Genomic DNA, 11,767 nt, shown 5'->3' with positions numbered 1-11,767 from the left:
CTTCGACCCGGTGCACGACGTGCACACCGGCGACCTCTCCTTCCCGCTCGGCTGCCGCCCCTACCTCGTCCCGCTCACCGCCGACACCCCGTCCCGACGCTGACCCCAAGGCCGTGGCGTCCAAGGGCCGAAAGGCCGCGCTCCACGCCGCCAAGACCGGCGGCCCGTGGAGCCAGGAGGCCGCCAAGGCCGCCCTGTCCGGCACCGACGAGGCGGTCGTCGGCTGGGCACGCACCGGCCGGCACAAGGCCGAACTGGACGACATGCGCCAGAACGTGGTCGAAATCGCCCAGGACAGCCCCGACGAGGCCGTGCGCACCGCCGCAACCACCGCACTCCAAGGCACCCCCCAGCAGATCGAGGCCTTCTTCACCACCGGCCAGCACGAGGCCGCGATCACCGACAACCGCATCCGCGCCTACCAGCTGATCGCCACCGGCGGCACCAGCGTCAAGGAAGCCGGCGAAGCCGCCCTGCGGGACGGCTCACCCCACGCCGTCGCCGCTTTCCTGATGACGGGCCAGTACACCGCCCGCCGGATCGACGAACGCGTCCAGGCCACCCAGCTGCTGGCCGCCGGCGGCCCCGAGGTCCAGGCCGCGGCCAAGCTCGCCCTCGCCGGTCCCCCAGGCCTCGTCACCTCGTTTCTGCAGACCGACCGCTACATGGCCGACCGCAAGGACCTGCTCGCCGCAACTCACGCCGAACAGATGCGGCACCTGATCGCCAAGGCCGCCCAGACCGCGGCCCAGGCCCAGCAGGACGCGTGGGAAGCCACCGCCGCCGCCGCCATCGCCAACAACGCCGCCACCGAGGCCCAGGCCGCCAGCACCCAAGCCCGCTCTCACGCCGATCAGGCCGCACGGTACGCAGCCGACGCCAACACCGCCGCCCGGGACGCCGAAACCTCCGCCACCCGCGCCGGCCAGTCCGCCACTACCGCCCGCAACGCTGCCCAGGCCGCCGCACGCGACGCTGGCAAGGCCACCGCCTCCGCCAACCGCGCCTCCGCCTCCGCCGCCCAAGCGCGCTGGTCCGCCACCACCGCCCGCACCGCCGCGAACGACGCCTACACCTCCGCACGCGCGGCAGGCCAGGACGCCGACGCCGCACAGCAGGCCGCCGACCAGGCCTGGGACATCGCCCTAGAAAAGGCGAGCAGGGAACGCCAGGCCGAGCTCGCCGCCGAAGAGGAGGGCATCCAGGCCGAGGCCGCACAGATCGAGGAGGAGCTCAAGAAGGAACTCGAAGCGCTGATCCAGGGCGAGGCCAGCGAAGCCGAGAGCAAATACCGCAGCGAAAACAAGAAGCCCTGCAGCCATCGCCTGTCGTCCCTCAGGTGCTTCCTCAACATACCAAACGGGCCGATAACGAACGGCCTCCTGGACATGCTCGACGACGTCACGGAATTCTTCAAAGGCGTCCACGACAAGGCCCAGCTCTTCAAGAAGGTCTTCAAAATGGTCCTCGGCTTCGACAGCGCCGAGGAATGCATCAGAAACAAGAGCGCCGCCGCCTGCGCGGAACTCGCCGTCAGCTTCTTCCCCGCCGGAAAGGCAGCCAAGCTCGCCCAACTCGCGAGGAAGGCCAGGGACGTCGAGGACGCTGCACGGGCAGCACGGATCAGGCGAATCGCGAACGACTGCCTGAAGCCGAACAGCTTCCCCGCCGGCACACGCGTCCTGATGGCGGACGGAACCACCCTCCCGATCGAGCGGATCCGCGTCGGCGACCAAGTCCGGGCAACCGACCCAGAGACAGGAGAAACCGGCGGACGCCGCATCGACGCGACCATCTACACCCCCGACGACCGGGAATTCACCGACCTCACCATCGCAGCATCGGACGGCACCGCCGGAACCCTGACAGCCACCGACCACCATCCCTTCTGGGTCGAGAACGACCGGAAGTGGGTCGACGCCGGCGAGCTCAACGGCGGCGACACCCTGCGCACCTCCGACGGGAAAACTGCAGACGTCACTGAGGCCAAGGACCGTACTGCCCTCGAAGCGGCCTACAACCTGACCGTCCAAGACCTCCACACGTACTATGTACTCGCCGGGGCCACGCCGATCTTGGTTCACAATTCCAATGGATGCGGAACAGGAACGGTTTGGGACGGCATCAAGGCGACGCAGCCTAATTACGCAGGAAGCGAGCTGCCGCGATCGTTTGAGCTGGCCGCTGGCGAAAATCGGGTGTGGGTGCATCCAAATGCGACAGAGCACATCGACGAATACCTCTCCGGAATGGCTCAGCGCGGTGCAACGAAGGCTCAAATCGATATGGCTACCCAGGCTAAGCTGTCCAGCCTGCAAGCCGCAGTGGCTGAGGCGGGAAAGGGTGGATTCCCCTTGGATAAAATGGTGAATATCGGAGGTTGGGAGTTGATGTTTGGCGCGCCGCGCGGCATTGGGCAGCTTCCTGTTCTATTCCATGCCATTCCTAAGGGATGATTGGGGAGGCTTGTGATTTCAGTACTTGGCTCGGTGGGCTGCGGAGGCGCAGTTGTCGAGAGTGATCCATGGATCCCCCTGAAGGTCACATGGGTTCCTCGGCCTGCAGGGAGGCCGCTGTACCTCCGGATTTCCGGAGCCAGTGGCGGCGAGGTCGAGATGAAGATCGACCCGCTTACCGGAATGCTCTTCCAGATGATCGTGATTGAGGCGCCTCCGCGAGCTGAAGAAAAGCGCAAGGAGCCCCTCGACGTCGAAGCGCAGGCGCAAGCGCCAGTAATCGACCGATCCCTCTGGGAGTGGCTGGATGGTTCAGATGGCTCGACGCCTGGCGAATCGGTCGTTTCGGTTATCGCAGATGTGAGCTTTATATGTGAGACGGGTCGAATTGGGCTGACACTTAGCAGTCAAGAGCCTGCTCGATATGTGCACTGCGAGAATGTGATTGTCGGAATTTCGGGCCAAGGTGAATTGGTGGAAGTTCTGGCAGTCGTCTAGCCTTATGGGCGTCTAGCGTTATGGCGCGGGACGGGGCTGAGATTGGATTTCCCTAATTGCGCACAGCAGCCCCACCGGTCGGATTCCGGTGGGGCTGCTGTGGCGTCTGAGGGCAGTAGTTGACGGCAACGTCAGCGGACGGATGCTGTACAAAACAGCGGTTCGTCGCCGTCGTCGGGGTCGACGATGGCCCCGGAGGGAGTGCTGAGGGTTCGGCCGAGGAGGTCGATGGCGTTGCGCTGGAGGCGGACGTGTACACCAACCTACATGGGCGTGGGCCGAACCACTGTGCGCGGAACCGCCTGACGGCACGGCAGCGGCTGCGCGCATGCCACCGTCCCCCGGTACAACGCGTCGGCCGCCCGGCTACCGGGCGGCGTCCGGTCAGGTCGAGACGCCCGCCAGGACGCGGTCGTACATGTCAGCGCACCCCTCGGTGATGGTCCGCGAGTCGTGCTGCTCGACGACGAAGGCGCGGGCGTTGCGGCCGCAGCGTTCGATCTCCGCGGGCTGGGTGAGTGCGGTCAGGAGGGTGGCGTGCAGTTCGTCGGCGTCGCCGGGGACGGTGAGCCGCCCGGTGGGCCTGGGGCCGCCGGGGCGCACGGTGGAGAGGGGGCCGCCGCTGGCGGAGGCGACGATCGGGGTCTCGGTGGCCATCGCTTCGAGGCAGACCAGCCCGAACGGTTCCCCATCCGCTGGGCGCGGACGTGGTCGTGTTCGGAGACGGTGCTGCGCCAAAAGGCGCTGCACGGCGAGGGCCCCTCCCGCCACTACCTGCCGCCCGGATACTTCGCCCACCCCGACCGGCACCTCGCCGCCATGCTCGCCGAGGCCCTGACCGGCGCCGGGGCACCGTGGCACCCGGGAGCGACCTGGACCACCGACGCCCTCTACCGCGAGCGTGCTGTCGAAGCCAGCCTGTACGCCCGCCACGGCGTCCTCACCGTGGAGATGGAAGCCGCTGGCCTGTTCGCTGTCGGCCGCCATCGCCACCTACTGGCCGCGGCCGCGTTCGCCGTCGCGAACTCCCTCGTCAACCGGACGTCCCGCACCGGCACCCCGGACATCGCGGTCGGCCTTCAGTCCGCAGGGAGGTGACGGTACCGGCCTGCGCTGCCCGCCCCCAAGTGGCTGTCACCGTCGGTCCGTTGCGCGCACTGTGCGGCGGCCCGCGCTCATGTAGGTGAAGCCGAGCGCGGCCATGTGTTGCGGGTCAAGGGACGTTGCGGCCGTCGGAGACCAACGGGCGCTCCATCACGTCCGCGGCCCGTTCCCAAGCGACCTCGCGCAGTTGGTCACGATGAACGCCGCGTCCGCGCCAGCCAAGGCCTCCAGGGGTTCGCGTAACGCGTGGTCGAGGACCAGGGTTCACGGTCGAGCTGGCGCATCAGCGGGTCCCAGCAGCGGACCGTCGCCCCCTCGGCTTGGAGCCGGGAAGCTGACCTTCGTGGCGAGCAGGGCGTTCGCGGCCAACTTGACCATCTCCGCGGACGCGACGTCCATCGCCGCGCGATCGGCCCCTCCACACCGTCGTGCAGCTGCGCGACCAGCTTCGCCCTCTCGGGGTCGTCCGCGCCGACCACCACCCGGTCCGGGACCAGGAAGGCCTGCACTGCCCGCCGCTCCGCGGTGACTCCGGGTGGCTGATCGGCCCGTCCACCGGGCCGGAGCCGCCGCCGAGCGGGCGCCACAGAGCGGCCGCGGGGCTGCCGTCAGGTCGTGGCGGTGCGCGGTTGCGGGATGCGGAACAGGACGTGGCGGGCTTTTCGGACCACTTCCTCCAGCAGGCCCTGGCGGGCGAGTTCGCGTAGTCCCTTGCGGACCTCTTTGCGGGAGGGGGCGTTGACGGCGGTACGGACGTCCTCGGCAGACCACAGGCGCCCGGGGGCCTGGCCCATGAGGGCGATGACCAGGGCGGTGTCTAGGGGCGCGGGAACGGCGGGGCGGGCCGGCTCGGGTACCGGGCGGGCCGCTGGGGCCGGCGCATCGGCGGTGGGCAGGGTGAGGGCGAGGTGAGGCGGGTTCGCGACGAGGTCGTTCCACAGGGCGGCCAGACGAGGCAGTTCGGCGGCCGTGTCCCGCAGCCGCTCGTACATCGCCGCCTGGGCGGCCGCTTCGCGGGCGCGGCGGTCGAACTCGGCGGCCAGGGCCTGGGCCGGGGTCTTCACCTCGCTCCAGGTCCGGGGAGTTTCCACCCCGGGCATGCTAGCGCCGGCGCGGGCGCGGGCCAAGCCCGCTGCCGCCGGTGTCGCCCGTGCGGGTGAAACCGGGTCAGAGGCCGTCACCAGCACAGGCCGTGGATGCCGTCGGGCAGCCAGCCCTGGAGGTAGCCGTCGAGGAAGGGGGCGAGCTCGCGCGGTCGGACGCCCGGCTCGTGCTGCAGGGCGGCGACGGGCCACCATCGCCATGGGCCCGGGCCGGGCCCGCTCGACGGCAGCCCGTGCCCGGCGGGTGCGATTACCAGGGCCAGGTGGGCGGGCAGGCCGCGCGCCGGCGCCGAGTGCGCGGTGCCGGCGACGGCGGCGAGGCGGGCCGGCAGGCCCCACCAGTGCCGGGCCGCCCGCAGCGCGACCAGGGGCACGCCGCGCGGGCGGCAGTGGAGGTGAGCGGCGGCGTCCACCGGCCGTGACAGTGGCTCAGCAGGACCCGTTCGGCGGGGCGGTCCAGCAGGACGACGGCGACGGCCCGGCGGGGGCGCGCGGTTCGCGGGGTGCGTATGGCCTCCACTGTGCGCGCATGCCATTGGAATGGCATGCCGGTGCGCCGCATCCGGGTGGTGCGCAGGCCGCATGCGGTGCGGGCGCATGAGCCCTGTGGGCTGCGGTCCGTCGCCGCAGTGCGGGTGCGGTCACTCGTCAGGGTGGAGATCCGTATCCGCACCATTGCGCACGGTGATGGCGGCTCTAGGGTTGCGGCTATGGACAGGATCACCCTGACATGGCGGGACGTGCTCGCGGACCCGGCGGCGGCGGCCGTGCTGCTCAAGCGGTACGAGGAGAAGGCCGAGGAGTACATCGCCGATTCCCGGACCCTGCGGCTGTGGCTGGAAAGCGTGCCGCCTCTGACCGGCCTGGACGACCCCGGCGTCACCGGCCCGGTACGGGACCGCACCGCCCGCGCCGCCCGGCCGGACGAGCGTCCGGCCCCGGATCCAGGCTCCGGCACGCAGGCCCCCGGCCCGGACCTCGGTGCCAGCGCCGCCCCGGGCGGCCGGGCCCGGGGCACGGGCGCCGGCCCGGTGCCGGCGCCCCGCGGCAATTGCAGCATCACGGACGGCACCGGGGATGCCGACGGCATCCACCGCGCGCCGGACGGCAGCACGTGGATCGTCCCGCCGCAACGCGGCCCCGCCGCCCAGGCCCCTCCCGGCCAGCAGGCCGTGGCGAACACTGGTCGGGCCACGCTCGCGGAGCGGGTCACCCGGGCGCTGGCGCGCGTCCCGCACAGGCGGAGCCTGACGGTGCGCCACCTCGCCCTGGAGATCGGGCACAAGAACGTGCGCAGTCTGCGGTCGGCCCTGGACAGGATGGCCGGCCAGGGCCTGCTGGTGAAGACCGAGCTCCACCCGCGGGCCGTGGTCTACCACCGCACCGCACCGGCTGTGCCCGCACACGACACCCAGGAGAAGTTCATGCCCTGAGCAGGGCGCGCGCACGCGCGACGAGACCGGGCCGCCGCCAACTCCGACATCGGCGACGGCCCGTGACGACCTCGGACACACAGCTGACATCCATGTCATCGGCCGTGCCCGCGCCCCTTTCGGGACCCGGGCACGGCCAGGCGCGGCCACCCGGTCGTTTCCCGCACCCTCCTGGAACTGGACATGACCGCCGGTCTGCAGCCCAAGCGCCTCGCCCCGGCCGGTTCGCAGCCGGAGCAGAACGCGCTGTTCTGACCCGCCGCTCACGCCGCCAGGCGCAGCGACCCGTCGGCGATCACGGCGAAGAGCTGCTTCACCTGAAGGCGCGAGTCCTCCGACAGGCCCTCCAGTTCGGCGGCCTGCGTCTCGGTGAACCATCGCACCTCGTGCACGCCGGTGGTCGGTCCGTCGTCGCCGACCGTGGCGACGTAGACGTGGTCGATGTGCCGGTGCGGCTCGCGGGTGTGGTTGTCGGCGCAGGCGTCCATCTCCACCACCCACCACGGCGCGGGCAGCGCGCTGTGCGGGAACCCCGCCGGCAGCGGGGTCGAGGGCCCGGCCAGCAGCTCGGCCCGCAGCCCCGTCTCCTCCTCGATCTCACGCAGCGCGGCCTCGGCCGCCGTCTCGTCCACCTCGACGTGCCCGCCGGCCGGCAGCCACAGCTCAAGGCGCGGCTGCCACACCAGAGCCGTCCTGCACTCGCCGTCCCCTCCGACCCGGAACACGAACGCGCTCGCCGTCACTTCCTTGATCACTTCAACTCCCGACACTCGGCCCGTCGAAGCCGCCCAGGGGCCCACCGGTCCGGCGGCAGGCGCCGAGCCTTTCACACCCCGCACCACCCCGATGACCAAACGTCACCGATCCGGCCACCGCGCCGCCCGCCCCCGGCAAGGGAGTACCTGTGGAGCCCCTCTGGAACGGCCAGCTCACCTGCGACTACGAGCACACCAGGCCCGGCAGCACCCCGCTGGAGCTCGACCTGTACACCACCTCCCTCATCCGCTGGCCCGCCGTCTTCATGGACGACCCCCGCCCGTACGGGCGACTGCGCCGGTCAGGGATCGTCGACATCCCCGAGGACGAGCACCTCGCCCTGACCGACCGCTGGCACGCCCTGCTCGCCGACCCCGCCTACACCACCTCGATGGTCACCGCCGCCGAGCAGCGCCATCAGCTCGCCGACACCACCCTGGCCGCCCTGGAGCACCAACTCGACATCGGCGGCGCGGCCGACCGGCAGCTGGCCCAGGCCACCGCGGCATTCCTCGGCGTGATGAGCGCCCACATCGTCAACTGGCTGCTGCCCGACGACGACTGGCAGCAGTTGCTCGCCGGCCTGCTCGGCGCTGACGCCGACGGCCGGGCCTGCCGCCTGGCGCTGAACACCCCCAATGCCGGGCACCTGCTGGACGCCCACCTGGTGCTCCTGGACGGCACCGCGGCCCTCGCCCAGGGCGCCGACCTCGCCACCGCGGCCGGTGCCCTCGCCTCCCGCGCCGGAACCCTGTACGGGGACGGCTCCCCGGCCGCCACGGCGATGCCGCTGGAGGACCTCGACCGCGCCGCCGGGCTGCTCACCGCAACCGCCGCCACCGACACCACCGGCCAGCGCGAACTCATCGGCACCTCCCGCCGCCGAGCGGTCCAGCTGCGCGACGCCTGGACGCTGGCAGCCCAGCTCGCTGCCGCCGGCGACCCGGCCGCCACCGCGCGGGTCCAAGCGCTGACCATGGTGTGCCGGTGGGCGGCCGGCAGCGAGGAGAGCCGCAAGGTCCAGCGGCACCGCTTCCTCGCCGCCGCCCGCCACTGGTGCGAACTTCGCGGCGCCGACCCCGCCACCGTCACCACCGCCGACCTGCGTCCGGCAGCCGCCCGATGACCACCACCCTGCCCTGCCTCGACGACGCCCTGGCCGTTGAGAGTGCCGGTGCGAAGGCCACCGCCCTCGCGCGCCTCACCGCCGCCGGCCTGCCCGTCCCCGACGGGGTCGTCGTCCCCGTCGGCCATTCCGACGAGCAGCTGCCGGCCGCCGTCGCCGAGATCCTCGCCCGCTGCCCGGCCCCGTACGGGCTGATCGCCCGCTCCTCCTCCACCGCCGAGGACGGACCGGACGCCTCCTTCGCCGGCCTCTTCACCTCCCGTATCACCCCGGCCGACCCCGCCGCGCTGCTAGACAGCGTCCGCACCGTCCGCGCCTCCGCCCACCACCCGGCCATCACCGCGTACGGCCAGGCCCTGGGCGTTACCGGCCTGCCGCACATGGCCGTGCTCGTGCAGGCGGCCCTGCGCCCGGCCTGCTCCGGCGTCCTGGCCGCCGAAGTCACCGGCACCCGGTGCACCCGCTGGCGGATCGAGGCCGTCTACGGCCTGGCCGAGCCGCTCGTCTCCGGCCACGTGACCGGCGAGATCCACACCGGCAGCCCCGGCCACGATGCCATGACCCGGCCTGCCATCCAGAAGACCATCCAACTACCCGCCACAGCCACGGAGTCGGCGATGCCGCCCGGTGAGTGGGTGAACCTCGGCACGGGCACCAGGACCCGGGCCAAGATCCAGAAATCCGGTGCGGGCGTACTGCACCTGCACACCCCTGCCGCCCTGGCGGACCGGCCCGTGCTCACCGCCGAAGCACGCGACCAGCTCCTCGCCGCCTCCGCCCGAGCCGCTGCGGCCCTCGGCCTCGAACGCATCGACGTCGAGTGGGTGATCGACGCCGACGGCAGGCTTCACCTCGTGCAGGCCCGCCCCCTCACCGCGCCCCTCACCGACCACACCACGGCCCGGACGACGGCCGACGACGACCGGGTACTGCGCGGGATCGCGGCCGCACCCGGCACCGGCACCGGCACTGCCGTCCACGCCTTCGGCGATGCCGGCATCACCGGCCACGTACTGGTCTGTGACGCACTCGGCCCCGAGGCCGTCCCGGCGCTGCTCACGGGACCTGCCGCCGTCGTGGCGACCACCGGCGGCGAACTCTCCCACACCGCGATCATCACCCGCGAGCTCGGCATCCCCTGCGTCACCAACCTCGCCGACGCCCGCACGGCCATTGCCACCGGCACTGTCGTCGAGGTCGACGGAGGCGCCGGCACCGTCCGGGTGGCCCCGGCCGTCCCCGCTCAGCGCACCGGCTCCCAGGCCCGGCCGCTCACTGCCGCCGCGGTGCTCGTCCGCGCCCTGGAGCACCCGGCGCCTGCTGACGGCCGCGCCGCCACCCTCCTCTGGCACGACGAGCACACCCCCGCTCTCGACCTGGCCGGGTACGGCGGCTGCGGCCTGCACCCAGTCGGCCTGCTGGTGCCCGGCGACGTCTCCGCGCCGGCCACCGTCCCGCCCGGGTGCAGCCCGATCCGACTACCGGGACTGGGCGTGCTGCTGTGGCCCCAGGACGCCCCGCCCCCGCCCACCGAGTTCGCTGTCCTGGGGCCCGGCGGACAGGTCCTACACCGCAGGACGGTGCCCCGGTGACCCCCGTTGAGCTCCTCGGCGACGCGGTGGCGCTGGTCGTGGACTGGGACGGCACCGTCGCTGACAACACCGCCGCCCGCCACGGCGCCCTTCGGGCCGCACTGGCACCGCACGGCGTCGCCGTCCCCGCCGACCGCTACCGGGCGCTGGCCGGCCTGCCCGTGCGCGAGGTGATCGCCCAGCTCGCCGCCGACGCCGCACTTCCTGCTCCACCTGTCGAGGAGGTGGTGGCGCGCAGCCGAACCGCGCTGCTCGCCGGACCGGCTCCCGACCCGATCCCCTGCACTCTCGCCCTCCTCCACACCGCTCACCGGCTCGGCCTTCCGCTGGCCGTCGCCTCCAGCGCCAGCGCCGCCCTCGTCCACCACGGCATCCACCAGCTCGGGCTGCAGGCACTGCTGCCGGTTTCCGTCACCCTCGATGACGTGCCCCAGGGCAAGCCTGCGCCGGACGCCTACCTGGAAGCCGCCCGACGCCTCGGTGCCGCACCCACCCGGTGCCTGGCCCTCGACGACGCCGCCGACGGCATCGCCGCAGCTCTGGCCGCCGGCATGCGCACCCTCACCATCCGCGACGGCCGGCTCGTCCCGGCCGGCACCCCCAGCCCCTCTGGAGCTCACCGTGCCGCGCAATCCTGACGACCAGTTGATCGGGCCGCAGTCCGTACTCGCCGTCTTCGCCCACCCCGACGACGCCGAGCTGTGGGCCGGCGGCACCCTCGCCCTCCACGCCCAGCACGCGCCCGTCCACATCGCAGTCCCCCTTCACGACCCGGTCCGCGACGCTGAGGCCAAGGCCGGAGCGGCCGTCCTCGGCGCCACACTCCACCAGGTCGCCGAGCTCACCCCGTCCGCGATCCAGGCCCTGCTTGTGCAGGTGAAGCCGCACGTCGTCATCACCCACCCCGTCCTCGACACCCACGCCGAGCACCGGCACACCGCCGAGGCCGTCCTCGAAGCCCTGCCCGAAGCGAAGATCGAAACCGGCCGGCCGCGCCGCGTCTACACCTGCGACACCTACAACTCCCTCACCCTCACCGGGCCGCTCACCCCCACGCGGATGGTCGACGTCACCAGCACCTTCGACACAAAGATGAAGGCCCTGCGCTGCCACGAATCCCAGCCCATCGACAAACACTTCGGCCCCATGGCCAAAGACCTCGCACGCCTGTGGGGGCGGCGCAGCGGCGCCGACTTCGCCGAGGCGTTCACGGCCCTGCCCGTCCTCGGCCGCCTGCCCGGAGTGGCCCACCTATGACCCACGCTGACGACGCGCGGGGCCAGCTCTCCTTCGCCTGACCCGCCCGGGCCGGGCGGCACCTCCGCCCGGGCCCGCCCGGGGCCGCCGCCTCACCCCGGCGGCCGGGCCGACCGCGTCGCCATCGAGGACCTGGCCGCCACCGAGTAAGTGCATCCACCACCGACCCGGACGCCCCAAAGCGCTGGTGATCGGGGTCGGTCCGGCAGGGCTGATCGCCGCGGACCGCCTGTCCGCCGCCAGGCCCCGCTCGCCGACGCCGGACGCCTGTACGAGCAGTGCGCCTGCCCGGTTGACCTGCAGTGGGTTCACGCGTGCTGGGAGGCCCGCTGGCCGAGCTTCGGGACGGGGGGAGGCCGAGAGCCTCGGCCTGACGGGAAGTGATCTGGCCGATGATCCGGATGAAGGCCACCATCCTGACCAGCGCCAGAGCGCACTCGGC

12 protein-coding genes are annotated in these 11,767 nt (G+C 72.3%); 8 read left to right on the top strand and 4 right to left on the bottom strand.

All coding sequences use genetic code 11. The features are described 5' to 3' along the window. The first annotated feature begins 113 nt into the window (after positions 1-113). Complete coding sequence (locus ABT263_RS37835) at positions 114-2,456, top strand: polymorphic toxin-type HINT domain-containing protein (RefSeq protein ID WP_352298227.1); 2,343 nt, start codon at positions 114-116, stop codon at positions 2,454-2,456. A gap of 159 nt (positions 2,457-2,615) precedes the next feature. Then, complete coding sequence (locus tag ABT263_RS37830) at positions 2,616-2,954, top strand: hypothetical protein (RefSeq protein ID WP_352298224.1); 339 nt, start codon at positions 2,616-2,618, stop codon at positions 2,952-2,954. A 384-nt stretch (positions 2,955-3,338) separates the two neighbouring features. On the opposite strand, the gene ABT263_RS37825 is transcribed toward ABT263_RS37830, so the two are convergent. Continuing rightward, entirely contained in the window at positions 3,339-3,704 is a 366-nt protein-coding gene (locus tag ABT263_RS37825) for a glycosyltransferase (RefSeq protein WP_352298221.1), read from the bottom strand. On the opposite strand from ABT263_RS37825, the gene ABT263_RS37820 reads away from it, so the two are divergent. Then, the gene (locus tag ABT263_RS37820; RefSeq protein ID WP_352298218.1) at positions 3,681-4,052 is read left to right on the top strand and encodes a phosphorylase family protein; all 372 of its coding nucleotides are present in this window, start codon (positions 3,681-3,683) and stop codon (positions 4,050-4,052) included. The two genes, ABT263_RS37825 and ABT263_RS37820, sit on opposite strands and share 24 nt — an antisense overlap. 614 nt (positions 4,053-4,666) lie before the next feature. On the opposite strand, the gene ABT263_RS37815 is transcribed toward ABT263_RS37820, so the two are convergent. Then, positions 4,667-5,149, bottom strand: coding sequence for a hypothetical protein (locus tag ABT263_RS37815; RefSeq protein ID WP_352298216.1), 483 nt, complete (start codon positions 5,147-5,149; stop codon positions 4,667-4,669). Between the two features lie 86 nt (positions 5,150-5,235). After that, positions 5,236-5,574: a hypothetical protein gene (locus tag ABT263_RS37810; protein ID WP_352298213.1), complete on the bottom strand. Its 339-nt coding sequence runs from the start codon at positions 5,572-5,574 to the stop codon at positions 5,236-5,238. 297 nt (positions 5,575-5,871) lie between these two features. Between ABT263_RS37810 and ABT263_RS37805 the strand changes: the two genes are divergently transcribed. Then, entirely contained in the window at positions 5,872-6,594 is a 723-nt protein-coding gene (locus ABT263_RS37805) for a hypothetical protein (protein WP_352298210.1), read from the top strand. A gap of 263 nt (positions 6,595-6,857) precedes the next feature. On the opposite strand, the gene ABT263_RS37800 is transcribed toward ABT263_RS37805, so the two are convergent. Continuing rightward, the gene (locus ABT263_RS37800; RefSeq protein WP_352298208.1) at positions 6,858-7,349 is read right to left on the bottom strand and encodes an NUDIX domain-containing protein; all 492 of its coding nucleotides are present in this window, start codon (positions 7,347-7,349) and stop codon (positions 6,858-6,860) included. A 149-nt stretch (positions 7,350-7,498) separates the two neighbouring features. Between ABT263_RS37800 and ABT263_RS37795 the strand changes: the two genes are divergently transcribed. The 4 genes from ABT263_RS37795 to ABT263_RS37780 are packed head-to-tail and all read left to right on the top strand — an operon-like array spanning position 7,499 to position 11,325. Next, positions 7,499-8,476 carry a hypothetical protein gene (locus ABT263_RS37795; RefSeq protein ID WP_352298205.1) on the top strand — a complete coding sequence of 326 codons (978 nt, stop codon included), beginning with the start codon at positions 7,499-7,501 and terminating at the stop codon, positions 8,474-8,476. Beyond that, positions 8,473-10,068 carry a PEP/pyruvate-binding domain-containing protein gene (locus ABT263_RS37790; RefSeq protein WP_352298202.1) on the top strand — a complete coding sequence of 532 codons (1,596 nt, stop codon included), beginning with the start codon at positions 8,473-8,475 and terminating at the stop codon, positions 10,066-10,068. The genes ABT263_RS37795 and ABT263_RS37790 overlap by 4 nt, the downstream gene beginning before the upstream one ends. Then, the gene (locus ABT263_RS37785; RefSeq protein ID WP_352298199.1) at positions 10,065-10,706 is read left to right on the top strand and encodes an HAD family hydrolase; all 642 of its coding nucleotides are present in this window, start codon (positions 10,065-10,067) and stop codon (positions 10,704-10,706) included. Before ABT263_RS37790 ends, ABT263_RS37785 begins: the two co-directional genes overlap by 4 nt. Then, positions 10,690-11,325 carry a PIG-L deacetylase family protein gene (locus ABT263_RS37780; protein WP_352298197.1) on the top strand — a complete coding sequence of 212 codons (636 nt, stop codon included), beginning with the start codon at positions 10,690-10,692 and terminating at the stop codon, positions 11,323-11,325. The genes ABT263_RS37785 and ABT263_RS37780 overlap by 17 nt, the downstream gene beginning before the upstream one ends. The last annotated feature ends 442 nt before the right edge of the window (positions 11,326-11,767 follow it).

Origin of the sequence: Kitasatospora sp. NPDC001603, assembly GCF_040298365.1 — a bacterium.
Taxonomy (GTDB): Bacteria; Actinomycetota; Actinomycetes; order Streptomycetales; family Streptomycetaceae; genus Kitasatospora.
Note: the sequence above shows the minus strand (reverse complement) of the source record. Positions and strands in the feature narration are given on the sequence as shown.